The following is a 26559-nucleotide window of genomic DNA, read 5'->3' as shown; positions in this document are numbered from 1 at the left end:
TTAGCGGCGGCCAGCAGTTGTGGTTGGTTGGCCTGGTGCTCTCGCTCTCGACGGCAGGCATCTTATGGGCCCTTCCGTACGGTAAAAAACTGTACTGGCGTGGCTCTTGGGATTTCCCCTACCCTCGCGCCACACCTCCGGAGCTATCACAACTTGTCGCGGGTCTAGCCGTAAATCCGCACGCCGACTCCGGCCAGTCGGTCCCGCAGAGCCGCCACCACGCCGGCGAGAGCGGAACGCGCGCCCGGGCACGGACCTTGGGGACCAAGGACGCCACACAGCAGGGCCCTCGTTACGCCGTCCTTCCCGGTCAGTCCCCGTTCTGGGGGGGGCGTGATGTGGCTGGCCGGTTGGCCATGCTGCCTCGGAGCCCTCGGACTGTCATTCTGGGGACTTCGCCACATTCTTCCCGTTTCGTGGACCAGCGGCTTCTTCTTCATACTGGCGGTGGCGGGCGTGTCCGCGTTCAATCAGAGTCGGAAGCTATTCCTGAAAGGCCGCAGGCATCTCAAACTACCTATTGCGTCACCGAATGTTCTACGCCCCGGCTCCTATGTTCTGTACCTGAGATCATTCGAGGACGACAAAGCGCGCACCGCATTAAAAAGCTACGAAGCACCTCACGGTACGCCGCCCATTTTTCCGGGTGGCTTCATCGGCCTGGTCACATCCAGCCGCGATGAGGAGGAACATATCGCGGACGCGCTGTGCCCCGTCGGACCGCTGGTCGGCGCCGGTGCACCCGACGAAGTTCTTCCCTTTGCGGGAGCAGCACGCATGTATCTGCCGAAAACGTCCTGGCGTCAACCTGTGCGAGAACTCATGGCACGGGCCCGCCTGGTCACTCTCACACTAGGTTCAAACGCCGGAACGATGTGGGAGTTGTCCGAAGCCATGCGTATTCTCCCGCCTCAGCGCCTGCTGCTGTTTGTGCCGGGGATGATGCGCGAGGGAGAGTACGAGACGATCCGCAAGAAGAATGCAACGGCTCTACGAGCTCTTCCAGAACCCAGAAGGAACCACACATGGAAGAGCAACACCCCGCCCTCCCTTCCTGACTGCGCGTCCATCGGACAGTTCACCGGTCCAGTGATCGGTGTCATCCACTTCTCCGCGGACTGGGGGCCCACCTTCACCCGTACGCCCGGTACCAGTGTCCCCTGGGAAACCGTCGGCGACGTGGACAGTTTCCCCTGGGAGAACCTGTGCACCAGTCACATCCGCGGGCTGCGCCCAGCCTTCGAACAACTGGTCGCATATGAGGAAGAAACCGATTGGCACTGCGGCTGATGCCGCCTTGGGTCTAGCGGGTCGCTTCCGGCCTCGGTCCGTTCGAGATGTCCGTAAGAGGATCCCCCACCCAGGGGCATTGCATGATCGAGATCTGTCCGGGTTCGTCAGGTGAGGCCGAGGGCTCGTAGGGGCCGGTGGTAGTCGCGGCCTGCGTGGCGGACGGCGGCTGCGATGTTGGTCTGGCCGTCCTGGCGGAAGACGCTGATGGCGAGGTTGCGCAGGGAGGCCATGGCGCGGGGCAGGGTGCCGGTGCGGACCTTGGAGTCGTCCTCGCGGAAGGTGCGGTCACGGACATGGTGCAGGAGGTTTTCGATGCCCCAGTGGCCTCTGATCCAGGTGGCGAGTTCTGTGCAGGTGGCGTCGAAGACGCTCAAGCTGGTGATCAGGTAGACGCGCTCGATGGTCAGCTTTCCGGTGCTCATCTCGCGTCGTCAGCGCACGACTTGGATGGCCTGGCGGGCGCCGGGGTAGTCGAGGTGGGCGAACGCGGCGACCTTGAGTCGGCGGATCTCATCGCGGTGATGGGCATGGTCGCGGGTGCGGTGCCCGAGCGGGATGTCCTTCCAGGGAAGCTTGATGACCTGGGCATACAGGCCCGGATGGTTCTTCTTGACGACGGCCACGTAGTGCGCGCCGCGACCGGTCAGGTAGGTCCCGTGGCCGTGCTGGGTGTGCAGGGCATCGGTGGTCAGCACGGCGTCCTGCAGGTCGAGCGGCTCCAGCAGCGGCCGGAACGAGGGGATCTCGTTGCTCTTCGAAGCGACCTGCCGCTGGGCCAGGACCACCCCGTGGTGTTCCATCGCGGCCAGCAGCTGGATCGCCGCGGCCGCCCGGGTGCGTGAGCCGCGGACCGCCTTGCCGTCGACCGCGATGACCCGTCGCGCCGGCCGGCTCCCCTCTGGCGAGGGCACGGGTGCAGTTCTGGCCTGCAGGTATGCGCTGATCGCTGCGTCCAGTGCGTCACCGTCGACGCGATGGAGCAGGCGCCGCACGGTGGCGGCGTGCGGCACCGGCCGCAGGCCGGTGAGCGGGTCGAGGCCGAATCCGAGGACATCCAGTACGTCCTGCGGTGCGTCCGTGACCCATTCACTGATCGCGATGAGCGACCTGGCCCCGGTCAGCACCGCCGCGACGGCCGCGCACAACATCGCGAGGGCCGGGTATCTCCGTCCTCGCGCGTCGCGGGGATCAGCGACATGGATCAGGAATCGGCGCAGGTCAACGATGTCGTCTGGGGCAAGGGCTACGGTCTGGGAGCCCCGGTGTCCCAGCGCGGCGGGAATGGGCGATGATGTTCGGGCAGGCACGGTCTCGCTCGGTTCTCATGGGTCTCGACAACCACATGATCACCGGCACCGTGCCTGTTCTGCTGTCCGGGTACCCGTACCGCACAACGAACATGACGCCATGTCACATAAACCCGGCGAACCGGACCAAGCTCGACTACGCAATGCCCCTGCGGTCCCGACCAGTAGTCCTTACCGAAGATCACGAGTTTACCGCTGAGTGGGTAGTCGGGCTCCAGCACGTCCCCGTGGTGCGCGGGTCGCTGGCCAGGAAGGTTGGCCATTCCGGTGCGAGGATCGCCGCAGTCGGCGTGTGCTACTCCGCAGCGGCGGCCGGTCCCACACCGATCGCGACCCAGGCCAGGGCGATGGCAGCGACTGCTCGTGCGTGTGGGCAGGTGGGCGGCCACTGCCACGGCGTCGATCGCCAGGTCCTTCAGCCGTCCCGGTGCTGCGGCGCGCGCCTGTGTGGAGGGATGACGAACGAGCGGGCGGATGCCGATGTGTAGGCCCCGGCCAGTTCGATCAGGTGGGTCTTCTCGGCCGTGAGGGTTGTCGCGTGCTCCTGGCGGGCGAGGAGCAGCGGCGACTTCCATTGATCAAACGATTCTGCAGGGGGCTCGCACCGGGGGCCGCCCGCGAGCTTCGCCCTGCGGGCCTCCTTCATCACACACGCCAGGACCGCCGCGTCGGCCTGGACAGGGGTGAGGTCCAGGGGTCGGACGTGGTCGCGGGCGAGCAGGGGGAGCCCGGGCGGAACGTAATGATCGAGTTCCAGCATGGCGTCCCGGATCTCTATGAGCTTGCGGTAGGAGAGCAGTCTGCGCGGTATCGGAGGCCAGAGGAGTTCGAGGAGTCTCGTGCGGCGCTTGGTCAGGACGACATGGGGGACGGCATCCACCAGGTCGTGCCAGAGGGGCCAGAGACGCCACACGGTGCGGGCGTCGGCCAGGGCGCCGGCGAGCGTGACGGCGGTGGGTACGAGGATGGCTGTCGCGCGCAAGAGGGCGTGCAGGTTGATCAGGAGCGGGAGGTACGGCAGAGCCCATGACACGTCCAGCACGAGGCGGAGCAGCCGACCGATCCAGAAGAGCTCGGCGAGCGCGGTGCCTGAAGCGAACAGCCAGAGAGCGGTGGCGAGGGGGCGGTTGTCCGTGCGCAGGCTGTACCAGCAGCAGACGATCACGCACACGGAGTTCGCCACCACATGGGTGGAGATGAGTGTCAGCCAGTAGGCGAAGGACGGCGATGGGCCTGCGGCGGCGATCACCGAGTGGGAGGGATGTGCCGGGGCGGAGAGGTCGAGAATCGTCAGGACGACCAGGATTGTGCCAATAGCACCGCAGAGGCCGACGCGGAGTCGGCGACTCCTAATGGGCGTGGAGACGAAAAACAGGACAGCGCCCGCCGAGACCACTCCGGTCAGGTTCTTCACCAGGTCGACAGCGTGGCCGGTGCCGACGAGGTCCGTGGCGATCCTGGTGATGGCGGGGAGGTCCAGCGCCGTCGCCACTCCCGCCGTGGTCACAGCCAGCCACAGCCCGCGCTGGTCAGCGGCGCGCAGAGACGGCGCCGCGCGAAGGAGTACGGCGAGGCAGAGGCAGAGGCAGCTGGGGTACGTGAGCCACTCGCCGAACGCGGTCAGCACCCGGGGTCCTCGACCCCGAGGGCCGCACTCAGACTGGCGAGCGGGTCGTGTCGTTCGCGTCGCGGCGGCTGATCCGCCCCGGTGCGCAGGAGGCTCGCGAGCAGCTCGGCTTCGCGCTCCTGGCGGGTGGAGTAGTTGGTACGCCCGAGCAGGCGTCCTATCATGCGCGGATCGAGATCCGGCAGGACCGCGCGCAAGGCGTCACCGTCGTCCGCTGCCTTCGTCATCGGATGGTGGTCGAAAAGCATGTGGCCGAACTCGTGCAGCACGATGTGTTCCTGATGGAGCGTGGAGGTGTGCTGCTCGTAGAAGATATGGTCGTCCGCGGTCGTCGCGAGCCAGAGGCCGCAGGCGCCAGCCGTCGCGGCTTCGAGCGGTAACGCGTGGAGATGCAGCGGTCGTCCACGGTGCGCCGCGACGTGGTCGCGGAAGCTCGCGATGGAGAACGGCTGGGGGAGCTGGATCTGTTCGGCGAGATTCCGGCACCGCCGATGCAGGGTGAGGGATCGCATCAACTACGGCTCCTCGGCGTAGGGCTTGGAAGCGTCCTCCGTCACGTGGCCGTCGTCTCTCCGTCGGCTCCGGCGTCCGTGCCCGACCCCTGGTGACCAGCCTCGGGGAGGTTCTGCACCTTCCGCGTCTCGTTCACGATGGTCAGCAGGGAGTCGAGGCTCGCGGGCGAGAGCCCTGAGGCCCGCATCGCCAGATTGCGTACCTTGGCATCCCTCAGGGCGGTGGCGAGCGCCAGCTGGGCTTTCACTCGCTGCGACACCTCCTCGTTGAGGAAGTACTCGGGAGGTACCCCGAAGAACTGAGCGAGGACGTCGAGTTGTTCGAGGGTGATGTTGCGCTTCTTGCCCGTAGCGAGTTCCCACAGGTACGTCCCCGAGATGGAGCCACCGGTCGCGGCGCTGATTTCTCTGGCGAGGCGGGCGTATCCCGGCCGCTGCTGTTCATCGGGGTAGACGGCGTGGATCAGTTCGGTGAGCCGCTGATCGAACTTCCGTAGCAGTGGGCGCACTTCGTCCTGGTGCGCCGGTTCCCCACCCATGCGACCCCTCCCTCCCGAAGACACTCCGAGGACACAGGCCATGTGTATCCCTGTTCGCGGGAGCGGACAAGAGTGATCCCGGACAGGTGCGGGGGCGGACAGGTCTGTCCGCTTCAGCGGACACGTTGACGCCTCATCATTCGCTGGCTTAGCGTCACATGTTGGCTACGGTCAGCGCCCAACGAGGCGTCGCCCATCCCTCGAAAGGATCGCGATCGCATGGTGCAGCGTGACACGCAGGACCGGTGGGTGAACCGGTCGAGCGCCGGCCGTCTGAGGTCGGCTTCCCCACCGGACGTCACGGTCATGACGAGAACCGGCCTTCGGCGCCACGGCAGTTGACAAGTCCGTACCCCGTACCGCTCCGCACCCCTGCATCGCGCACTAGCCTGCAGCCGCTTCCCCGGCCCTGCTTCCGCTACCCCCCACCCCCACTCGTGATCCTTGCACCCCCCGGTGAGGTGATTCCTCTCCTCGCGCCACCGCTGTGCGATCGCGCGCCGCTCTGTCATGCCCGCGGCAGCGGAGGCGTCCCACCGTTCCTGTCATGGATGACGTGCATTCCTGGAGGCATTGATGTCCGCAGTATCGGATCAACGACAGGCGTCGACCTTCGACATCGACATACGCACCCTGCTGCCAGCAGACTCGCCACGCTTCGCGCTCGATCAGGCACACGTGCGGGCACTCGCGGAGAGCGAAGCGGAGTTTCCGCCGATCCTGGTGCACCGGGCGACCCTACGCGTCGTCGACGGCATGCACCGGGTGAGGGCCACGGAGCTGCGCAACCAGCACACCATCGGCGCGCACTGGTTCGAGGGGGATGAGCACGCGGCCTTCCTACTCGCCGTGGAGTCCAACACGCGGCACGGACTTCCGCTCTCGAGCGACGAGCGGAAGCAGGCCGCGTTACGGATATTACGCACGCACCCCCACTGGTCCGACCGCAGTATCGCCGAGAAGACCGGCTGGAACGCCACCGGCGTGGGCGCGCTGCGCCGGGACATCGCTGACCCGGACGCGCGACCGGACGCGCGTGTCGGTCGTGACGGCCGGGTCCGTCCGTCCACCACGGCAGAGGGACGCCGGGTGGCCGCCGAGGTGATCAGACAGAACCCGGCAGCCTCGCTGCGGGAGATCGCCAGGCGGGCCGGGATCTCCGTGGGGACCGCCCGTGACGTGCGCTACCGGCTGGCCCAGGGGCGGCCGGCGGTTCCGGACAGTCGACGGTCCGACAGTCCCACCGCCACCACGTCGCCCGCACCGGACGAGGATCGTACGAGTCGTGGAGCCGCGCCCGATCGCGCTCGCCGCATCACCCTCTTCGACGGACTCCGCAACGATCCCTCGCTGCGGTTCAGTGAGAGCGGACGGCTTGTCCTGCGCCGACTGCACACGCAGCTGCGGACGGCCGAGGAATGGAAGCGCCTCGCCCCCTCCATCCCCCTGCATGGACGGATCGCGGTAGCCGACATCCTGTCCGCCTGCGCCGACGACCTCAAGGGAATGGCTCAGGAGCTGCGTTGCGCTGAGGACTCCCTGACTGGTTAGCGCCGTCCGTACACGGTGGTGGAGCCGAGCTCCCCCCGGGTGTAGGTCGTGCCTTGTTGGGCGGAGGCCGTGACTCTGTGGGCGACGGCGGTGACGACGAGTCGGCGGGCGACCCGCCACCGCCCATGAAGGGTGTGGAGCGGGCGTCCCTCTTTGTCGTGTCCGGTCCGCAGGAGACGGGCGCGGAAGGTCTGCCGGTGCGGATCGATGGCCAGCTCCGCCTCGCGGAAGTCAAGCCACGTCCCGGTCAGGGGGTACCACGCCTTGTACACGGACTCCTTCGCGCTGAAGAACAGCCGGTCCCAGTGGAGCGCCGGACGGGTGCGGTGCAGTGCCGTCAGGTGGCCCCGCTCGGACGGTGACGCGATCCGACGGAGCAGGCCCGTCGGCAGCGGCGCGTGGGGTTCGGCGTCGATGCCCAGGGCAGCGACGTCGATCCTCCGCGACACTGCGGCGGCGCGGTAGCCGTCGCAGTGGGTCATCGAACCCACCACACCCTCCGGCCAGGTCGGCGCACCCCTTTCCCCTGGGACCATCGGTCCAGCCGGTCGCCCGAGGGAGGTCAGGGCCACCCGCGCGCAGTGCCGCACAGTGGCGAACTCCCGGCGCCGGCGGTCCATCGCTCGGCTCAGCACGGCCGCCTCCTCCGGGAAGATCCAGGCGTCCGGGACGTCGCCGAACTCCTCGGCGGTCAGGGCCGTTTCCGGCACCAGCCCAGTCAGGAGCGTGGGCATCATCGCTTCGCCTCCGACGGCTTCCCGCCCACTGGACGGGCGGGCTCGGCGAGCCGTGCTGCCGTCTCCCACTCCGCAGCCAGTTCCCGCAGATCCGCGTCGACCATCTGACGCGGGTAGGCCCAGCGCAGCAGGGGTGCGGTCATGGCGGTCGTGACGAGGGCCATCACCACCATGAGTGAGTACAGATCCGTGTCGAGCAGCCCCAGTTGCAGTCCCACGCCGAGGATGACGAGTTCGGTGAGACCACGGGTGTTCATGAGGATGCCCAGCGTCGTCGCCGACCTCCCGGACCGGCCTGCGGCCCGCGCTCCGAGGTAGGCGCCACCGAACTTGCCGCCAATCGCCACGAGGAGGATCAGGCCCAGCCCGCCGAGTCCGTCCCCGTCCACCGTGCTCAGGTCAACCTTCAGCCCGGCCACCGTGAAGTACGCGGGCAGCAGCATCCAGGTGATCGTCTCGAAGCGGTCGGTGACCGCCGCGCGCAGCCGCTCCGTGCCGTGGCGTGGCACGATCGCGCCGGCGAGGAACGCGCCGAAGATGAAGTGCAGCCCGAACCACTCGCTCAGCGCACCGGAGATAAGTAGCAGCACCGTCAGCGCTCCGAGCGGCGCGGCACCCGGCTCGCGCTCGCCGACACCCGGCTCGCTCGGCTCCCGGGTGGCCAGGAACCTGCCGAGAAGCGGCCGTACCACCGCAAGCATGACCACGGCGTACGGCAGAACCAGCAGCACCTGCCAGGAGCTCTGGCTCCCCGTGAAGGTGAGGACGGCCGCAAGTAACAGCCAGGCGACAGCGTCCCCGACGGCCGCGCTCGCCATCGCCAGCGCACCGACCCTGGTGTACTGGATGCCCCGGTCGGTGAGGATGCGGGCTAGGACCGGGAAGGCCGTGATGGACATGGCCGCGCCGATGAACAGCACGAAGCCGAGGCGGTTGCCGACCGCGTGGTCGTTCCAAAGCCACACCGCAAGCAGCACGCCAAGTCCGAACGAGCAGACGATCGACCCTACGGACACCCCGACCGCAGCACGCTTGTTCCCACGCAGCAGCCTGTGGTCGAGCTCAAGTCCGACAAGGAACATAAACAGCGCGACGCCGAGGTTGCCGAGCGTGCTGAGCATCGGCCGGACGTCCGGAGGGAAAACCGCGTCCGCGAGGGCGCCGTGGAACAGCGTCGGACCGAGCAGGACGCCGGCGAGGATCTCGCCGAGGACGGCCGGCTGGCCGCACCGCCGTGCGAGGCGCCCGAGCACATGCGCGAGCGCGAGGATCAACGCCAGACCGACCATGATCATGGCTACTTGATGGGTCGTCATGAACATTCCTTCTGTACGGGTCGACGGGCACGCGGCGATGCGCCGTACCCGGTAGGGGACAGCGGAGGGGCCGGGGCGCCGGAGGTGTCGAATGTGTTAGACATAGCGATCCGGGCGTTGCTATGTTGAGAGGCATGTCGAGTCCTGAGGCGGAAAGAAGCGGGCCACCGGTGATCCGGTGGCTGATCGCGTAAGCCTCTGACGACCCTGCTTCCTCCGGCCCCGTCGCCGAGCAGTGCGTCGCGCATCCGCCACGGATCAACCGCATCGCGGGATCACGCCCGGAGCTCTCTCCGGGACGTCTCCCACGCGACGCATGACCTTTTGTCCATGCGTCGCGTCTCCCCTTTCTGCGATGTAGTTGGAGCTTCTTTATGCCATTCGCCATCTACGTTCTCGGGCTGGCCGTATTCGCCCAGGGAACGTCGGAGTTCATGCTGTCCGGGCTGGTGGAGGACATGGCCGCCGACTTGGGCGTGTCCCTCCCGGCCGTCGGCTCGCTCACCTCGGCCTTCGCCGTCGGCATGATCGTCGGCGCACCGCTGGTCGCGATGCTGAGCCTGCGATGGCCGCGCCGCCGGGCGCTGCTCGCCTTCCTCATCACCTTCCTCCTGGCCCACGTTGTGGGCGCCCTCACCCACAGCTTCGAGGTCCTCTTCATCACGCGGGTGATCGCCGCACTGGCCAACGCGGGCTTCCTCGCCGTCGGCCTCGCGACTGCGGCGAGCATGGCAGGACCCCAGGCCAAGGGCCGGGCGACCTCGGTGCTCCTGAGCGGGGTCACCCTCGCCTTGATCGCGGGTGTCCCCCTCGGCGCCGTACTGGGCGAGGTCTGGGGCTGGCGCTCGACCTTCTGGGGTGTCGCGATCGTCTGCACCCCTGCGGTCTTCGCGGTGATGCGGTCCGTGCCGGCGACACCCGTCGACCCTGCGGCTCCCAGCGTCCGCCACGAGCTGCGGGCGTTCCGCACACCCCGGGTGATCATGACGCTCGTGCTCGGGGCGCTGGTCAACGGAGCGACATTCTGCTCGTTCACGTACCTCTCGCCTGTCATCACCAATGTGACGGATCTGAGCTCCGGGTGGGTGCCTGCCACGCTGGCGTTGTTCGGCATCGGGTCCTTCGTCGGGGTCAACGTGGGCGGCCGGCTGGCGGACAGCCGTCCCGGCCAGGTGCTGGTGGTCGGTGGTGCGGCGCTGCTGGCGGGTTGGTTGCTCTTCGCCCTCACGGCCGCGAGCCCGGTCGTGGCGCTGATCCTCGCCTTTGTCCAGGGGGCGCTCTCGTTCGGCGTGGGCTCCACGTTGATCGCGCAGGCCCTCTACACGGCATCGGACGCCCCTACGCTGGCCGGCGGCTTCGCCACGGCCGCGATGAACGTCGGCGCTGCTGCCGGACCCGCCCTGGGTGGCCTCGCCCTGGGCGCCGACTTCGGCTACCGCTCGCCGCTGTTGGTGAGCGCCGTGCTCGTCGCTACCGCCCTGGTCCTGGCGGGCGTGGCTCGGGCCACCGGCATCACCGGCGGCAAGAGCGACACCGGCGTCACGGAGAACCGTCCAGCCGAGCGTCCGGTGCAGGCCGGTTCCTGACCGCCGCTCCCCGTGTCCGGTGGCCCGTCCTCCTCGTGGGGACGGGCCACCGGCCGTATGCGCGGAGCGCACGGGACACCCTTCAGAGCAGGGAGAGGAAATGGGAGACCATCTCCGCCGACTGCTCGGGGTTCAGACGCGGGTCGCACGTGGACCGGTAGTCCGTGAACCGCGGCGGCTCGTCCCGCTCCGACACGCACTCGGTGACCGGGTCCGGCGTCAGCTCCAGGTGGAGCCCCGCCGGCCACTGTCCGTGCGCCCGCAGCGCCCGGGTGAAGGATGCGATCTCGGCACGCATCGGCTCGATCAACCGGGTCTTGTGGCCGGACAGCTTCAGCCCGTTGCCGTGCATGGGGTCACAGAGCCAGACAACCGGTGCGCCGTGGCGGGCGACCGCTTCAACGACCGGCGGCAGGAGCCGGTCCACGTCCTTGGCACCGAAGCGCACGATGAACGTCAGTCGCCCGGGAACGCCATCCGGGTTCAACGACCGGCTCAGGGTGACCGCGTCGCACGGCGAAACCGATGGCCCCAGCTTGACGCCGATCGGGTTGTGCACGGCCTGGGCGAGGGCGACGTGGGCGCCGTCCTCCCGGCGCGTCCGCTCGCCGATCCACCCGAAGTGGGCGGAACCGCCGTACGTACCGTGCGCGCCCCTTCTCACCAGCGGCCGTTCGTAGGGCAGGAGAAGCAACTCGTGGGAGGTGTAGACCCGTTCCAGGATGGGCCGCCCCGACCAGGAGTGCCGGATCTCGTCGAGAACGAGCCGCGAGCACGTGTACGCGGTGAGGAGCCGACGGGGTTCCGGGGTCCTGGCCACCGGTTCGAACTCGGGCTCGTTCACGGCGTCGCCGCAGTAGCTGGGCATCTGCCGCCCCGAGCCTGAGTCATCCGTCTCGAACGGCGACGAGCGCGGCTTTCCGTACTGGCCGGCGATGCGACCGACTGCCACCGCAGGCAGCCTGCTGCCGGCCCGCATGATCGCGGCGAGACCCTGGAGGTTGTCCACCTTCTGCCGGACCAGTTCCGGAACGGCCTCGTGGAAACGTTCGGCGCAGTCGCCGCCCTGGATGAGGAGCGCCGAGCCGCGGGCGACCAGGTCCATCCCGCTCATCAGGTCGACGACCTCGTTCTCGGTGGTGAGGACGGGCAGCCCAGCCAGCTCCCGTTCCACTTCGTCGAGCGCCTCCGGGTCCGGCCAGTAGGGCTGTTGCGCCGCCGTCCGCCCGGCCAGGGACGCCAGCGTCGTGGTCGCGTGCATCGTGGTCTCCTCCGCCCTCCACGGAAAGGTGCCGTCAGGGCTGTAATGGGTGTCGTGCGAGGTGGTCCGGAGGGACGGGCTCAACGCCGGTCCTCGGACGTCAGGCCCTCCCGGCTCATCACCCGGTCCTCGACGCGGCACATCTCCGTGATGATCGCGTCGTAGAGGTTCACCAGGAACGTCTCGTCGAGGCCGTGGTCGGCTGCGTAGCGGGCAGCCCTCTCCTTGACCAGGTTGACCCGGCCGGGCTGCATCATCGGGACACCGTGCAGGGACTTGTACCGCGCGATGCGGACGCCGCAGTCGATGCGGCGGCGCAGCGTGTCGAGGAGAGTGCCGTCGAGCGTGTCGAGTTCCGTGCGCAGCCGGTGCAGCTCGTCCTGCTCGGTCATCGGTCCGTCTCGCCTTCGTCGTCAATGCGTTGGATGGTGCGGAACAGCTCCCGGCAGTGGTCCTGCCGCGCCGCGAGCTCGGGTCCCATGAGCCGACGGAGTTCCTCGAAGAGGCCACCCAGACCCGCGGCTCCCCGGTGGCCGTCGCCGTCTCTGTTGTCGAGGTCGGGGTCGTCGCCGACAAGCGAGGCGAAGGAGCGCAGCGCGTCGGCGAGCGCCCGACGCGCGGACACGGCCCGGGGGTTGGACCACTGGATCTCCCCGTAAACCTCGGGGCTGCCGCCGAGCACACGGGCCAGCAGGGCGAGGAGAACCTGATGGGGTGGCGGTGCCGCCACCGTCAGCGTGCGGACGTCCACGCCCAGCCGGGCGAGGGCGAGCCCGAAGGAGACGATCACCGCGTGCGTCAGGGCCTGTGTGGCCGCGGTCGTCCGGTCGTGCTCCTGCGCCGAGAGCCGTACGGGCCTCCCGCCACCGCGCTCAACGAGCCGCAGCAGGGCGGCGACGCCGGGCCCATCCCTTGTGACCACGGCGGCCACGGGCCTACCAGCCATGCCGGCGGCCGGGGCGAACATCGGGTTGAGACCGACGTGCTCGATGCCGGGGGCGTGGGCCGCGAGTTCCGCAGCCATGCCCGTCCTGACGGAGAGCGTGTCGGCAAGCAGCGCGCCCGGTCGCATGAGCCGGGTCACGGGGGCGACGGCCTTGAGGGCCACTGCCTCGTGGACGGCGAGCAGGACGAGGTCTGCGCGGCCGAGGGCGGCCGCCAGCTCGGGCCCCGGCGCGGTGACGTCGGCCACCAGGCAGGAGTTCCGCTCCTCCGGGGGTGGTGCGACATCGACGACGAGCGTCTGGCTGCCCGCCTCCCGCAGCAGGCCGGTGAACATGCCGCCCACCGCTCCGCTCCCGCCGACGACGACGCTTCGGGCGAAGCCGCTCATCGCGCGCCGGCCACGGCGGTGCCGTCGAGGGCGGAGATTATGGCGCGTGCCTTGACCACGGTCTCGGTGAACTCCTCCTCCTGGTCGGAGAGGGACACGATCGCCCCGCCAACGCCGAACTCCGCCCGGCCGGCGGCCAGCACGATGGTGCGGATGACGATGCTGAGGTCGGCGGCGCCGCTCAGGGAGAACCAGCCGAGCGCACCGGAGTAGACGCCCCGGGGGCCTTCCTCCAGCCGGTCGATGATCTCCATGGTGCGCTTCTTGGGCGCACCGGTCATGGAGCCACCGGGGAAGGCCGCACGAACGCAGGCGGCGGTACTCGTGCCGGGCCGCAGCCGCCCCCGGATCGTCGAGACCAACTGGTGCACGGGCGCGTAGGTCTCCACCTCGAAGAGCCGGGGCACATGGACGGAGCCGATCGCGCAGACGCTGTTGAGGTCGTTGCGGACCAGGTCGACGATCATCAGGTTCTCGGCCCGGTCCTTCTCCCTACCGGCCAGGTCGGCACGGAGCCGCTCGTCCTCCTCGGCCGTGCCGCCTCGGGGACGGGTCCCCTTGATGGGCTTGGACTCGACGCCACCGTCTGCGTCGATCGTGAGGAACCGCTCGGGCGAGGCGCTGAGCACCGACAGTTCCGGGAACTCAAGCAAGGCGCCGTAGGGGACTGGGCTGATCGTGCGCAGCGCGGAGTAGAGGGGCAGGGCCATCACCTCCGTCGGCGCCGTGACCATGTTGGTCAGGCAGATCTCGTACGACTCGCCGTTGCGGATCTCCTTGAGGCACTCGTCGATGCGCTTGAGGTACGCATCCTTGTCGTGGCGCGCCTGGGCCACGGGACCGAAGCCCGCCGCCGCCTCGGGGGCGCCGAAGGCCATGGCGGGGGGTCGTTCCGCCGGGGCGCGGGCGGCCAGACCGGTGAGGGTCTTGGCCGTCTCCCGCAGCCAGGCCCGTGCCCCGTCATCCTGGCCGCGGCGGTCGAGGGCAAGCAGGTAGCAGCAGCCGTCTTGGTGGTCGAGCGCGATCATGCGGTCGGCGAAGAGGAGCGCGGCGTCGGGGTGCGGGGACCCGTGCGCGGGGTCGCCGCTCGTCTCGGCCTTCAGCTCGTAGCCGAGGTAGCCGACATAACCGAGGTTGAACTCGAAGGGCAGACCGGGGGCGGTGGGTACGCGTCGGCGGTCGAGCTGCTTCTCCAGGTACGTGAAGAAGGGCTGCGGCGTCTCCGTCGTCCTGCCGTCGGAGCCGCGGACGGAGACGACACCGTCGGCGACCCGGTAGGTGACGTACTCGGCGAGCGGGCCGCGGTCGTCGCCGAGAAAGGAGAAGCGCGAGGCGCCTTCTAGGACGGCGCTGCTGTCCAGCCAGAACGTGGCGCCGTCGCCGGGCAGGCAGGCGCGGCGTACCTCCGCAGCGTCTGGCAGCACGTCGACACGGCGCACGTGGACCTCGTACGGGGAGGCCGCCGCGCGCCGCCGCGCCCGGTGGTGGGCGAGGACGAGGTCGCGGAAGTTGGCCATGATCTCCCGGCCGAAGTCGCTGCCGATCGACTCGGGATGAAACTGGACGCCCCACAGGGGCTTCTCGCGGTGCCGCAGACCCATGACGACGCCGTCGTCGCTCCAGGCAAGAGGCTCCAACTCGTCGGGGAGTTCGGTAGCGGCCAGGGAGTGGTAGCGCACGGCGGTGAACGGCGAGGGGAGACCTCTGAAGACGTCCTCGCCGGTGTGCCGCACCTCGGAGACCCGGCCGTGCATCGGTTCCGGGGCGAGGCCGACGGTTCCGCCGAAAAGCTGGGCGATGCCTTGGTGGCCGAGGCAGACGCCGAGGACGGGCAGATCGCTCTCGGTGATCGCCTGTCGGCTGATCCCGAAATCCCTCGCCCGGTCCGGGCTGCCGGGCCCCGGGGACACGATGATCGCGTCGAAGTCCTCGACGGGCAGCCCTGACCAGTCGGCGTCGTTGGGCACGACGACGGGAGGCTGACCGGTCGCCTCACCGATGTACTGGAACAGGTTGTAGGTGAACGAGTCGTAGTTGTCGATCAGGAGCGTGCGCATGATGGGGCACCTTGTCTCGAGAGGCTCGCCGATGGGTGCGTGGGACGGCGTTTCGCGGGTCGAGGGAGCGGGGCCGGGAGAGTGGGTGTCGCTCAGAGGCGCAGCGTCCGTCGGAGGTGCAGCCGCTCGGCGGTCCCACCCTTGTCCTGGACGTGCCGCACCAGCAGGTCGCTGTCCACGATGGCGGGATGGCTCTCGTCGTAGTCGATGGCCATCACGATGCCCATCCAGGGCTCGAGGCCCATCGCGTACACGTAGACGGCATCGGGCTCCAGGGCGTCGACGATCTCCCTCGCCTGGGGGAAGTTGGAGCCATTGAGCCGTCGGCTCTGGTCGGTCCTGCGGTCCAGCGGCTCACCGTAGAGCGGACCGTAGATCCAGCTGGCCGCCGCGCCGATGCTCTCCATGCCGATGAAGACGGTGTCGACCGACCCGATCACCTCGGCCACCTTCGTGTACATCGTCGGCGAGATGTTCGTGGAGTCGGCGGCGAACAGCATCGAACGCTCCCCGAACCGGAGCAGCCAGCCTGTCTTGCTGCGGATCCGCAGATCGCCGTGTTCCCCCAGGAAAGGCAGGGCGACGACCTCGGCGGAGCCGCAGGACATTGTCTCCAGGTCGTCGACCTCGACCACGTTGGTGAAGCCCAGTCGGCGCAGGATGCCGCCGAGCCCGGGATCCACCAGACTGGCGTTGGTGGACTTGGGGACCAGGACCCTGCCGACCCGGTGCCGGATCCGCAACAGGGTCTCGAACAGCATGTGGTCCTGATGGTTATGGGTGATGAGCAGGTGGTCGATGCGCTCCGGCAGATCAGCGAAGGTGAACCGGTTCTCCGCCCCGCCCGGGTAGCCGCCGTAGCTCAGAACCGGGTCCACCAGGAAGGTCGTGCCCCGGTAGCGGGCGAACACGCAGGCATGGCCCACGTATTCGAGGACATCGTCGCCGGCCGGGGAAGCGGCCGGTTCCGGGGCGGGCGGCGGGGTGGGCTCGAAGTACGTGGCGAACCGGGCGGCCCGCTCGCCCCGCAGCCCGAACCCCGCGGCCAAGTCGTCGAGTTCGGCCCCGGTCAGACCGCCGCGGAAGACCGTGTCGAGCAGGGGAGAATTCAGTGGGACGTCGACCAGCAGCTGTTCCGGGCCGTACTCCAGCATCGGAGTCGTGAGAGCGAACTCGCGCGCGTCCTCCGTGATGGGGCGGAAACGCACCTGCTGCCACGACTCGTCGTAGTATTTCGACGCGTACATCAGAGGCTCGATGAAGCGGTAGTCGGCCGTGCGGTTGTCCCTGCCGTAGAACACCTCCACCCGACCGGCCAGTGCTGGCGGCAGCTCCTGGTAGACGGGATCGAGGCACTCGCCGTGGTGGCGAGGCAGGATGTCCTCCTCCAGCCGCCGGATCGCCTCGAAGAGTTCGTCCAGCTGCGCCCGTTGTGGAGCCGTGTCCCGGTACCAGGCCTCGATGGCGTCGCGGTGCTCGTGGGCGTGGATCCAGGGGCCGCCGTGCATCCGGCGCTGCCGGACGGCCGCCGCGTGAACCTGCGGGTCGGCGAGGTAACTCTCGACGATGCGGGTGAACCGGTTGTGGTTGAAGCGGGCAAGGGTCTGTGGCGGCAGCAGATACGACCAGCCGTACCAGCCAGCGATGACTGGCTCCACCGCGATGTCCTGACGTAACGAGTAGCGCATGTCGGCAACGGCTCCGTTCCTGCTAGCGCGGCGACGACGCGTGGGCGGCGCCGTTCTGGGCCTCTGCGATGCTTCCGATCCCTGCCCCGTCCCCGGTCTGGGTGTCCGGCAGTGTGCCGAGCAGACGGCCGAGGATGTCGTGGTCGACCTCGCGGTGGGAGGAGGGCCAGCCCGGGCCGCTCAGTGCCGCCTGCATGGCGGCCAGGAGCGGCGAGGGGACTTCTCCGCCGTCCCGCACCCGCTCGAACCACTCGGCGGGCGCCAGGACGTCCGACTCCGTGAGCCCGGTGTGGTGCAGCAGCTCGTCGAGCGCGTACGTGCGGTGGACCACGACCGCGGACCGGGAGTCCGAGCCCCGGGATTCGCCGCCGGCCGTGCCCGGACTCGCGCCCAGGCCCCCGAGGAGGGTCTCGGCCAGGGGGCCGACGTCGCAGACCGGAACGTAGCCGCTGAGACGGGGCATCGCGCGCACCCGCCGCGCCGTCTCGATCAGACCGGTGAACCAGTCGTCCTTGAGGTAGCCGCGATCCTCGGGCCGGTGCCCGTAGACCAGACCGGGCCGGTAGTGGGAGACCGCGCACCCCAGCACGGCGAGGGTGTTCACGTACTCTTCGCTGATCAGCTTCGACCGTGAGTAGGGGTCACCCACGGCCTTTAGGGTCTCGGCCGACAGGGGGAGGAAGTCCGCTCCGGCCGAAGCGGCCGACAGGAAGACGAAGGAGCGGGCGCCCAGTGCCGCCGCGCTGCGGACGACCAGCGTCGTGTTGCGCACGCTGCCGCTCATCTGGCTGTCGAGCGGCAGCAGGTGGTTGACCTGGTAGCCACAGTGCACTACAGCGTCGAGGACGGGGCCGCGCCGCCGGTCCACCCACCGTTCCAGTTCCTCGTAGGCGATCGCCCGCACGCGGGCGTAGTCGGCGGCCTCCCGTCCGAACCGCGTGCGGTGCTCGGTCAGGACCCGGTCGGGATCGCCGGTACTGACGACCAGGACTGGGCGACCGGCGGAGAGCAGCCGGTCGAGGACGTGCCCTCCGATGAAGCCGGACGCGCCGGTGAGGAGCACGACCCGGTCGCCGGCCCCGGCCCACGGCACCGGCTCGTGCCGGGTGTCGTGAAGGAGCACCGGAAGCTCGGAGCGCAGGGCGTCGCACTCGGATTCCACCCGGCGCAGCAGCGCCTCGACGGCGAGCTCCGCCGGGGCGACGGCCTCTCCGCGCAGGTGGCGTAGGAAGGCGGACGGGGCGAAGTCGTAGTCCATCGCGGCGAACGCGGCCTCGACGGCCTCCTCGCCGTACGTCTCGGAGAGTTTGACCTGGATCTGGATCATGGCGAGGGAGCTGCCGCCGGCGTCGAAGATCGACGTGTCCGGGTCGATCTCCTGGCCCAGGACGGCGGTCACGACGCCGAGTACCCGCCGCAGCTCCGCCGTGTCCCCGCCCGGGGCGCCGGCCGGGGATGCGAGCCGCTCCCGTAGAGCGCTCCGGTCCACCTTCCCGCCGGAGGTCAGCGGGAGCGTGTCGACCAGTACGACCCGGTCGGGCGCCTCCCAGGCGGGCACCAGGCCCCTGATCCGGGCCATCAGCGACTCCTCGGTGGTGTCGCCGTCCACGGCCGTGACCAGCAGGATCGTGTCGCCCTGCCGTACCAGTGCCACCTCCCGGTCCAGGTGGTGGGAGAGCGTGGACTCGACGTGAGCGAGGTTCACCCGGTGTCCGAGGCGTTTGATCTGCTCATCGATCCGTCCGACGTAGGCGAGTCGGCCGTCGTCGGAGAGGGTCACGACGTCACCGGTGGCGTACGCGGGGGAACCGTCGACCGTTCCGAACACCTTGTTCTCGGCCACGCTCCCGCCGGCGTAGCCGAGGGCCACTCCGTCGCCCACGATGACGAGTTCGCCGGTGCCCGCCGTGGCGTGGTCACCGGTGTCGGGGTCGCGGACGAAGGCCCGGAAGCCGTCGATGGGGGTTCCGATGGTCGGCGTGTACTCCGTCAGCTCGGCGAGGGAGAAGCAGACGGTGGCCTCCGTTGGGCCGTACGCGTTGAACACGCGGCTGTATCGGGCCGCCTTGTGGTATTCGCTCTCGCCCAGGGCCTCGCCGCAGAACTCCACCTTCCGGATGCGGCGGCGGGCCGCCTCGTCGAGCCGCGCGTAGACGGACGGCGACAGCATGGCGAGGTCGCAGCCGTGGGCGGCGATGTGTCGCGAGACGGACCCCAGCCACGAAGCCTGGTCTCGGACCGGGACGACGAGCGTCGCTCCGGCGTACAGGGTGCCGAGGATCTCGCTGATGGAAGCGTCGAACGAGAGCGACGCGAAGTGCAGGACCTCGTCGTCCGGCGTGATGTCGAGCAGGCGCCGCAGAGAGCGGCACAGGTTGAGCAGACCGCCGTGTCCGACGTCGACGAGCTTGGGGTTGCCGGTCGAGCCTGAGGTGAAGATGGAGTACGCGACGCGGGAACGGGTCGGCTCCTCGGGCATGCCGCCCGCCGACACCGGGTCGGTGGGCCAGCCCACGTCACCGGCGTGCAGGGCGCGGACGCCGGCCTTCTCGGCTCGCACCAGAGCCTCGCGGTCGAAGCAGACGAGGAGCGCCGCGTCCGCGACACGGACGAACTCCTCGAACCGGTCGGCGGGCAGGTCGGGGTTCATCGGGGTGTGAACGGCGTGGCTGCGCATCGCCGCGAGGCCCCAGACCACGGCTTCCGCCGTGTGCTCCCCGGAGACCAGGACGCGGCGGCCTGCGGGGCACTCGCGGTCGATCCGGCTGGCGAGCGCGCTCGTGACCTGGTCGAGCTCCTCGTACGTCCAAGTCCGCCCGGCGGTCCGCAGCGCGGTCCGTCCGCGATGGCGCCGGAAGAGGTCAGTCAACAGGTCCGAGAGTTCCACCGCTTGCTCCAATTCGCTGCTTGAGTCGGTCGAGGACGTCGACCGCGTCCCCGGTGGAGAGGAATCCGAGCTTGTACTGCATTCGCAACAGCGGCGGGCCCGGCCACGACCGGTCGGCGAGGAACTTGAGATCCTCGAAGACGCGCGCGCTGCGCACCGGGACCCAGCGCCAGCGGCCCGGCTCCGGACGCATGAACGTGGTGTCGGAGACGACGACGCGGGGCATCCGGCCGCTGGTGAATGCCCGTGCGAAGGCATCGAGGTCGGACATCGTGAAACGGCCTAGCGACTCCTGGGCCTGCCGGGTCTCCGCGAAGTACTCGGGGGTGTACTCCGCGGAGGACCCGGCCCGCACGACGAGCGGCTTGATCTCGACGTAGTAGCCGCCCTTGGTCGCGAACTCCCAGCGGGAGAAGGGGTACTGCAGGACCAGGCCGCCGCCGAGGGTGGGGATCAGGGCGCCGGTGACGGCGCTGAGCAGTTCATCGAAGGTGACGCCCTCGCGGAGCGGGAGCCAGTCCTCCGCCGACGCGGAGATCGTCGGGATCCCCTTGCGGCCCGGTGCGGGCAGGTCGCCGAGGGCCCGGGTGACCTCAGCGGGGTCGGCGGCCGGCAGGGCGGCGTACTGCTCCACGGTCCGCTCATGGTGGCGGTAGCGGGAGCCGATCCGGCCCGGCGCGGCCTCGCCACGCAGATGGGCCCTGATGTGCCGGAGCAGGTCGACAACGTCCGTCAGGTCGACGACCAGATGACTGAACTTGACGAAGACGACGTGCTCGCCGTTCGTGTGCGGCCAGTACGCGAGGTGCACCGCCTCGTCGAGCCGCAGCGGGTGGCTGTTGTGGTACGCGGTGACCAGATCCGCCAGCGTGTCGAGGCCGCCCTCGACCGGTCCCGGCTGCGGGGCGAGGGTGACGACTACGTCCTCCTCCTCCACGTCGACCAGGTGCGCGAGCGCCCGAGTCAGCCCGAGTCGGCCGACGAACTCCCGCCATGCGCCGGGATCCTCGACCCGCTTGGGCTCGACGGTGCCGACAAAGGCCGTGCACGGGTTGACATCGCAGTCCATGCCGAGGTCGGAGAGGAAGCTGTAGATGTCGCGCACGGCGACCGCGGCGGGACGCAGGCCGGTGCGGGCCGCTGTCCCGTGGGTGCCGGCGGTCACCGGGTCACCGTCGTGCCCCAGCCGAACTCGACCTGGTCGAGCACGTCCATCTCCGTCAGGAGGGTGTGGATCCCCGAGTGGTCCTGCACGAGGTGGGTGCCGCCCTGGGCCTCCCGCACCTCGGCGGCGGCCTTCTCCCAGCCCGGGACGCCTTCGAACGCGACGATCGTCTCCCAGGTCGTGAAGTCCGGGGCGACGAAGGCCTCCAGGCCCGCCACGACCTTCTCCAGGAGGAAACGGCGCCGGTCGGCCGGGAGCGCCTCGTACACCTGCTTCATCATCTCGCCGGAGATCGAGGCATGGCAGTACTCGTCGCGGTTGTGCAGCTTCACCGTGGTGGAGTTGACGACCTGGATCTGCTGGTCGTCGGCGAGGAGGTCGAGGTACGCGTTGATGGATATCTCGGCGACCGTCGCGAAGCCCAGCGTGGTGAGGCTCCGCTGCCAAGGTTCCTCGCACCGGTCCAGATGCGCCTGGTGGATCGTGGTGATGTGCGAGTCCGGCAGCACGCGGTCGGAGAAGTCGCTCCGGCGCATCCGCCGCGTCACCGCGCTGCCGTTGATGTGCATGAGCGTGTGGTACTGCTCGTCCACCATGGCCTGCGCGACGGCGAGTTCCAGCTGCTGGCCGCCGAGACCGGGGTACGCGCCGCCGATGACCAGTTCGAAGGCCGGGTTGGCGATCCGTTGCTCGACCAGCACCGTGTTCCGGTTGTAGGCCACCCAGCCCCAGCTCAGCAGACGGGAGCGGGTCTCGTCGGAGAGGCGCTCCCAGATCGGGTGGGCCCGGAAGGGGATCATGTCTTCCCGGAAGTCCGGGCGACCTGGATCGAACAGGGCGTAGACGTCCGGCTCCTCGCGCTTCACGGCAGCGCGCCGGTGCCAGTTTCCGACGAGCCGGTTGATGACCGCGTTCTCGGCGGGGTCGTCCGGGTCGAATGCCGGCAGTCCGCCGATCCGGACGTGCCCATCATCGTGCCCGGCCGCGCCGGATTTCTCGTCCGTGTGGTCATGCATGGCCCACCCCTTCCTTCTCTTCCCTTTTGCGGGTTCGGCCCTTCCCAGGTCCGGCGTTTTCGAAGTCTGTGGACATCGGTCGCCGCCCGCAAGGGTGTGCAGATCACCACCGTGTGCAACTGAAGGAGCGGGACAGTTGAACACCCGTCGGGGGTGCCGGCACTTCGCAAGACCTTCGTGATCCGCACGGACTGAACGACCTTGCGCGCGCCAGGGGCGTATGACATAAAAATGCATGCGTTGGCCCGGAGCATCATTCGACCGCCGACGCGATCTGTTCTTTCTTGTGCTGGACGGAGACCTGAAGATGACGGAGCGAATCCAGAGCGTCGTCGTGGCGGCGCTCGACGAGATCAATCTGACGCGTGAGGAGAAAATTCCCACCGACCATGTGCTCGACTTGTGTCTCTACGGCGATTCCGGTGTCTTCGAGTCGATGTACCTGGTGGCCTTCCTCTCGCTGGTCGAGGAGAACATCGAGGACGAGTTCGGCACCGAGGTCTCGCTCACGTCCGAGAAGGCGGTGTCCCGCAGGGTGAGTCCGTTCAGCAGCGTCCGCAGGCTGATCGGCTTCATCGAGGAAGAGTTGAAACTCGTCGGCGTGCATGGTTAGCGCAGGTCATCGCTCTCATGATCCTCATGATCACCGGCACCCGGACCGGCATCGGCAAGGCCCTCGCGGAGCACTTCCTGGAGGCCGGGCACGATGTCATCGGGTGCAGCAGAAGGCCCGCGACCATCGACCACCCGCGCTACCGGCATCACGAGGTGGATCTCGCGGACCCCGGTCAGACGAAAGTAATGTTCCGGAGTGTCCGACAGGAGTGCGGAAAGCTCGACGCGCTGGTGAACAATGCCGGAACCGCGTCGATGAACCACTTCATGACGACCCCCGACGAGGTTTCCCGCAAGATATTCGACATCAATTTCTTCGCCGTGCTGAACTGCTGCCGAGAAGCGGTCAAACTGCTGCGGAAGTCGACGGAAAAAAGCCCGGCGATCCTGAACGTCTCCACGGTCGCGGTTCCCTGGGCCATCGAAGGACAACTCGCTTATTCAGCCAGCAAGAGCGCGGTCGAACAACTCGTCCGCGTGATGAGCAAAGAGTTGTCAGCGTTCGACATCAGGGTGAATGGGATCGGGCTTCCGCCCGTTCACACTGTACTGACGAGAACCGTTCCCCGGCCCAAGATCGACACCCTGATCGCGCGCCAGGCGATATCCCGCCAGTGCACGACGGCCGACATCGTTGGACCGGTCGAGTTCCTACTCGGTCGGCAATCGGAGTTCATCACGGGCGAGACGCTTTTTCTTGGGGGTGTGCACTGAATGCGCGACGAACTGGTGCGGAGGTTCGAAGACTTCGGCACACGGACGGCGCTCTTCGACCGCGGGACCGCCGTCACGTACGCGGAGCTCCTGAAGCGGATTCGCGACACGCGGGAACGGCTGGCGTTCCACGGGGTGAAGCCGCAGGAGACCGTGGTCGTCCATGGCGACTACTCCCTGGACTCGGTGGCTACCCTGTTCGCGCTCTTCCTGGACAGGAACGTCATCGTGCCAGTGGTGACCCTCACCGACACGACGCTCGACACCCTGGTCGAGCACTGCCAGCCGGGTCATCTGGTCGGGATGACCGAGGCCGGCATCGAGATCCAGGACCTTGCGGCGCCGGCGGCCGGTGGCACCGATCCGGACACCGTCACCGGCTCGGACGCCGCTGAAGGGTCCGGTGCCGTGCACGGCCGGCTCGGTGACCCGGACGCCGCCGGACTCGTTCTGCTCAGCAGCGGCAGCACCGGCGCGCCGAAGGTCATCCTCCACAGTCTCGATGTCATCGTCGGCGAGAAGCTTGAGAAGCGACCGCGCCGCCGGTCGAACGCCCTCAACATCCTCATGGTGCTGATGTTCGATCACATCGGGGGCATCAATTCGCTGCTCAGCACCCTCCTCGTCGGGGGTACCGCGGTCCTTCCTCGCCACCGCACCCCGGACGAGATCTGCGCACTGATCGAACGCCACCGGATCCTCGTCCTCCCCACGAGCCCGACCTACCTCAATCTGATCATGGTCGGCGGCTACCACCACACGTACGACCTCAGTAGCCTGCGCCTGATCACGTACGGCACCGAGCCGATGTCCGACGAACTGCTCCAACGGGTCCACCGGACCTTCCCGGGGGTGCGGCTGCTTCAGACCTTCGGGACGAGCGAGACCGGTATCGCCACCACCACGAGCGAATCATCGAGCAGTACGTACTTCAAGATCTCCGGCGCCCGTGTGGAGTACCGGATCGTTGACGGCGAGCTCCAGCTCAGGAGCCGGACTCAGTTCCTCGGCTATCTGAACTACGACGACGACTCGCTGACCGAGGACCGCTGGTTCAGGACCGGAGACCTGGTCGAGGAGGCAGCCGACGGCTACCTCCGGATCAAGGGCCGGGCCAAGGAGGTCATCAACGTCGGCGGCGAGAAACTCCTCCCGCTCGAACTCGAGTCGGTCCTCATGGGCAGTCCCCTCGTAGAGGACTGCGTCGTGTACGGAAGGCCTAACGCGATCACTGGCCAGTCCGTGTGCGTGGACATCAAGCCCAGGGGCGAGCTCACCCGCGCGGCCCTCCGAAAGCATGTGATGGAGTTCCTCGCTGGCCGGGTCGAACCCTTCAAGGTGCCCTCGAAGATCAACTTGGTCGACACGATCGCGATGTCGGACCGCATGAAGAAGCTGCGGTCCCGGCCGGGCACCGACGAGGAGTGAAGGTCCTCCTCCCGCCCGCACTGGTACGCCGGTCCCGTCCGGCCACCCCATCCCAGCACGCTCCGTACCGCACCGGCGCGGAGTCCCATCAGCCAGTCCCCGTCCCAAGGAGTACGTGATGGCACGATCGAAGGTGGCGATCATCGGCGGAGGGCCGGCCGGTAGTGTCGCGGGCCTCACCCTGCACAAGCTCGGCCACGACGTCACGATCTACGAGCGGTCAGCCTTCCCCCGGTACCGCATCGGTGAGTCCCTGCTGCCCGGCACGATGTCGATCCTCAACCGCCTCGGCCTCCAGGAGAAGATTGACGCGCAGAACTACGTCAAAAAACCCTCGGCGACCTTCCTCTGGGGCCAGGACCAGGCCCCCTGGACCTTCTCCTTCGCGGCCCCCAAGGTCACGCCCTGGGTCTTCGACCACGCCATCCAGGTAAAGCGCGACGACTTCGACAAGCTCCTCCTCGACGAGGCCCGGAGCCGTGGGATAGCCGTCCACGAGGAGACCCCCGTCACCGACGTGGACCTGTCCGCCCCGGACCGCGTGGTCCTGACGGTGCGCAAGGGAGGTGAGAACGTCACCGTCGAGAGCGACTTCGTCATCGACGCGGGCGGCTCCGGCGGCCCTCTCGCCCGCAAGCTCGGCGTACGCCAGTACGACGAGTTCTACCGGAACTTCGCTGTCTGGTCGTACTTCCGGCTGAAGGACCCCTTCCAGGGGGACCTGAAGGGCACCACTTACTCGATCACGTTCGAAGACGGCTGGGTCTGGATGATCCCGCTGAAGGACGACCTGTACAGCGTCGGACTGGTCGTCGACCGCTCGAAGGCCGCCGAGGTGCGCGAGCAGGGCGCCGACACCTTCTACTCGGCCACCCTCGCGAAGTGCGTCAAGGCCGTGGACATCCTCGACGGCGCAAAGCAGGTGGACGAGGTCCGGATCGTACAGGACTGGTCCTACGACACCGAGGTGTTCTCCGCCGACCGCTTCTTCCTCTGCGGCGACGCCGCCTGCTTCACCGACCCGCTGTTCTCGCAGGGCGTGCACCTGGCCTCGCAGTCGGCGGTCTCCGCCGCCGCGGCCATCGACCGCATCACCCACCACAGGGACGAGAAGGACGCGGTGCACTCCTGGTACAACCGCACCTACCGCGAGGCTTACGAGCAGTACCACCAGTTCCTCGCCTCCTTCTACACCTTCGCCTCCTTCACCGAGCCCGACTCCGAGTTCTGGCGGAAGCGACGCATCACCGAGTCCGACGACGACCGTCTGACCCGGAAGAAGTGGTTCGAGAGCCTGGTGGGCAACAACCCCGAGGACTCCGGCGGAACCGTGGCGTCCTTCCGCGACCGGGCGTCCACGATGATCTCCATCGGCCGCCACCAGCGCCCCGAGCTCAGCGACGACTTCAGCGAGGCTGAGCTGAACGCGGCGCGGATCCGCTGGATCAGCGACCTCACCAAGCGGCTGAACAGCATCAGCCGCTTCCGCTGGACAGGTGGCAAGGCCGTGCTCAAGCCGCATTACCGCGTCGAGCCGATCAGCTTCCGGCTGGAGCAACGGGAGGTCCTGGCCAACGAGGACGGGCTCGACATGGCCCAGTACCCGATGGACGACGACGCCCGGCAGATCTTCCAGGACCTCGCCGAGGAGGAGTTCGGCTACAAGACGCTCGTCAAGCGCCTCGGCGTCGTCGGCAGGCAGGAGCTGAGCACCCAGATCGTCGTCCGGCTGATGGAGGCGGGCCTCCTCACCGGCTACGACGAGCAGGGCGACAAGGTCCTTGTCCAGGGCCGGCTCCACTTCGGCGGCGTCGGCGTCGAGTACGAGGTCTGACCCACACCGCACTACCGGGGGGGGGGGGGGGGGGGGGGGGGGGGGGGGGGGGGGGGGGGGGGGGGGGGAGAGGGGGGGGGGGGGGGGCCGACG

Annotated in this window: 22 protein-coding genes; 7 read left to right on the top strand and 15 right to left on the bottom strand. The window is 68.5% G+C overall.

Translation table 11 applies throughout. From position 1 onward, the window contains the following. Positions 1-333: 333 nt before the first annotated feature. A complete protein-coding gene (locus tag ACZ5C2_RS36980) occupies positions 334-1290 on the top strand; it encodes a hypothetical protein (RefSeq protein WP_468801117.1) in 957 nt (318 codons plus the stop codon). A 107-nt stretch (positions 1291-1397) separates the two neighbouring features. Here ACZ5C2_RS36980 and ACZ5C2_RS36975 read toward each other — a convergent pair whose 3' ends face one another. The 5 genes from ACZ5C2_RS36975 to ACZ5C2_RS36955 all read right to left on the bottom strand — a co-directional run bounded on the left by ACZ5C2_RS36975 (position 1398) and on the right by ACZ5C2_RS36955 (position 5278). After that, the gene (locus tag ACZ5C2_RS36975; RefSeq protein WP_468801115.1) at positions 1398-1715 is read right to left on the bottom strand and encodes a transposase; all 318 of its coding nucleotides are present in this window, start codon (positions 1713-1715) and stop codon (positions 1398-1400) included. 9 nt (positions 1716-1724) lie between these two features. Then, positions 1725-2441: an ISAs1 family transposase gene (locus tag ACZ5C2_RS36970; RefSeq protein ID WP_468801113.1), complete on the bottom strand. Its 717-nt coding sequence runs from the start codon at positions 2439-2441 to the stop codon at positions 1725-1727. Positions 2442-3015: 574 nt separating this feature from the next. Continuing rightward, positions 3016-4227, bottom strand: coding sequence for an MAB_1171c family putative transporter (locus ACZ5C2_RS36965; protein WP_468801112.1), 1212 nt, complete (start codon positions 4225-4227; stop codon positions 3016-3018). Beyond that, complete coding sequence (locus ACZ5C2_RS36960) at positions 4221-4739, bottom strand: hypothetical protein (RefSeq protein ID WP_468801110.1); 519 nt, start codon at positions 4737-4739, stop codon at positions 4221-4223. The genes ACZ5C2_RS36965 and ACZ5C2_RS36960 overlap by 7 nt, the downstream gene beginning before the upstream one ends. Before the next feature lie 41 nt (positions 4740-4780). Next, positions 4781-5278: a hypothetical protein gene (locus ACZ5C2_RS36955; RefSeq protein WP_468801109.1), complete on the bottom strand. Its 498-nt coding sequence runs from the start codon at positions 5276-5278 to the stop codon at positions 4781-4783. Positions 5279-5854: 576 nt separating this feature from the next. On the opposite strand from ACZ5C2_RS36955, the gene ACZ5C2_RS36950 reads away from it, so the two are divergent. Continuing rightward, entirely contained in the window at positions 5855-6829 is a 975-nt protein-coding gene (locus ACZ5C2_RS36950; protein ID WP_468801108.1) for a ParB/RepB/Spo0J family partition protein, read from the top strand. Here the strand turns inward: ACZ5C2_RS36950 and ACZ5C2_RS36945 are convergent. Both ACZ5C2_RS36945 and ACZ5C2_RS36940 read right to left on the bottom strand, forming a co-directional pair. Then, on the bottom strand, positions 6826-7566 hold the full coding sequence (locus ACZ5C2_RS36945; protein ID WP_468801106.1) for a 4'-phosphopantetheinyl transferase family protein: 741 nt from the start codon (positions 7564-7566) through the stop codon (positions 6826-6828). The genes ACZ5C2_RS36950 and ACZ5C2_RS36945 overlap by 4 nt on opposite strands. Continuing rightward, positions 7563-8882, bottom strand: coding sequence for a cation:proton antiporter (locus ACZ5C2_RS36940; protein ID WP_468801104.1), 1320 nt, complete (start codon positions 8880-8882; stop codon positions 7563-7565). The genes ACZ5C2_RS36945 and ACZ5C2_RS36940 overlap by 4 nt, the downstream gene beginning before the upstream one ends. Positions 8883-9256: 374 nt before the next feature. Between ACZ5C2_RS36940 and ACZ5C2_RS36935 the strand changes: the two genes are divergently transcribed. Beyond that, positions 9257-10468: a Cmx/CmrA family chloramphenicol efflux MFS transporter gene (locus tag ACZ5C2_RS36935; RefSeq protein WP_468801103.1), complete on the top strand. Its 1212-nt coding sequence runs from the start codon at positions 9257-9259 to the stop codon at positions 10466-10468. A gap of 82 nt (positions 10469-10550) precedes the next feature. Here ACZ5C2_RS36935 and ACZ5C2_RS36930 read toward each other — a convergent pair whose 3' ends face one another. The 8 genes from ACZ5C2_RS36930 to ACZ5C2_RS36895 all read right to left on the bottom strand — a co-directional run bounded on the left by ACZ5C2_RS36930 (position 10551) and on the right by ACZ5C2_RS36895 (position 21875). Continuing rightward, a complete protein-coding gene (locus tag ACZ5C2_RS36930; protein WP_468801102.1) occupies positions 10551-11729 on the bottom strand; it encodes a 3-deoxy-7-phosphoheptulonate synthase in 1179 nt (392 codons plus the stop codon). A gap of 80 nt (positions 11730-11809) precedes the next feature. Further along, positions 11810-12121: a 4-amino-4-deoxychorismate mutase CmlD gene (gene cmlD, locus ACZ5C2_RS36925; RefSeq protein WP_468801101.1), complete on the bottom strand. Its 312-nt coding sequence runs from the start codon at positions 12119-12121 to the stop codon at positions 11810-11812. Then, positions 12118-13062: a 4-amino-4-deoxyprephenate dehydrogenase CmlC gene (gene cmlC, locus ACZ5C2_RS36920; RefSeq protein WP_468801100.1), complete on the bottom strand. Its 945-nt coding sequence runs from the start codon at positions 13060-13062 to the stop codon at positions 12118-12120. Before cmlC ends, cmlD begins: the two co-directional genes overlap by 4 nt. Further along, a complete protein-coding gene (gene pabB / locus ACZ5C2_RS36915; RefSeq protein ID WP_468801098.1) occupies positions 13059-15119 on the bottom strand; it encodes an aminodeoxychorismate synthase component I in 2061 nt (686 codons plus the stop codon). The genes cmlC and pabB overlap by 4 nt, the downstream gene beginning before the upstream one ends. Positions 15120-15211: 92 nt before the next feature. Beyond that, complete coding sequence (locus ACZ5C2_RS36910) at positions 15212-16807, bottom strand: MBL fold metallo-hydrolase (RefSeq protein WP_468801097.1); 1596 nt, start codon at positions 16805-16807, stop codon at positions 15212-15214. 22 nt (positions 16808-16829) lie between these two features. After that, the gene (locus ACZ5C2_RS36905) at positions 16830-19694 is read right to left on the bottom strand and encodes an AMP-binding protein (RefSeq protein ID WP_468801095.1); all 2865 of its coding nucleotides are present in this window, start codon (positions 19692-19694) and stop codon (positions 16830-16832) included. Beyond that, complete coding sequence (locus ACZ5C2_RS36900) at positions 19669-20859, bottom strand: hypothetical protein (protein WP_468801094.1); 1191 nt, start codon at positions 20857-20859, stop codon at positions 19669-19671. The genes ACZ5C2_RS36905 and ACZ5C2_RS36900 overlap by 26 nt, the downstream gene beginning before the upstream one ends. Continuing rightward, positions 20856-21875 (bottom strand): AurF N-oxygenase family protein, encoded by a 1020-nt coding sequence (locus tag ACZ5C2_RS36895; RefSeq protein WP_468801092.1) that lies wholly within the window; start codon positions 21873-21875, stop codon positions 20856-20858. Before ACZ5C2_RS36895 ends, ACZ5C2_RS36900 begins: the two co-directional genes overlap by 4 nt. A 307-nt stretch (positions 21876-22182) precedes the next feature. Between ACZ5C2_RS36895 and ACZ5C2_RS36890 the strand changes: the two genes are divergently transcribed. From ACZ5C2_RS36890 to cmlS, 4 genes are all read left to right on the top strand, one after another. Further along, a complete protein-coding gene (locus ACZ5C2_RS36890) occupies positions 22183-22488 on the top strand; it encodes a hypothetical protein (protein ID WP_468801090.1) in 306 nt (101 codons plus the stop codon). Between the two features lie 26 nt (positions 22489-22514). Then, a complete protein-coding gene (locus tag ACZ5C2_RS36885) occupies positions 22515-23204 on the top strand; it encodes an SDR family NAD(P)-dependent oxidoreductase (RefSeq protein WP_468801089.1) in 690 nt (229 codons plus the stop codon). Next, the gene (locus tag ACZ5C2_RS36880) at positions 23205-24632 is read left to right on the top strand and encodes an ANL family adenylate-forming protein (RefSeq protein WP_468801087.1); all 1428 of its coding nucleotides are present in this window, start codon (positions 23205-23207) and stop codon (positions 24630-24632) included. A gap of 118 nt (positions 24633-24750) precedes the next feature. Further along, positions 24751-26466: a chloramphenicol-biosynthetic FADH2-dependent halogenase CmlS gene (cmlS, locus tag ACZ5C2_RS36875; protein WP_468801085.1), complete on the top strand. Its 1716-nt coding sequence runs from the start codon at positions 24751-24753 to the stop codon at positions 26464-26466. Positions 26467-26559: the final 93 nt, after the last annotated feature.

The organism is Streptomyces sp. NPDC031365, assembly GCF_055569765.1.
Note: the sequence above shows the minus strand (reverse complement) of the source record. Positions and strands in the feature narration are given on the sequence as shown.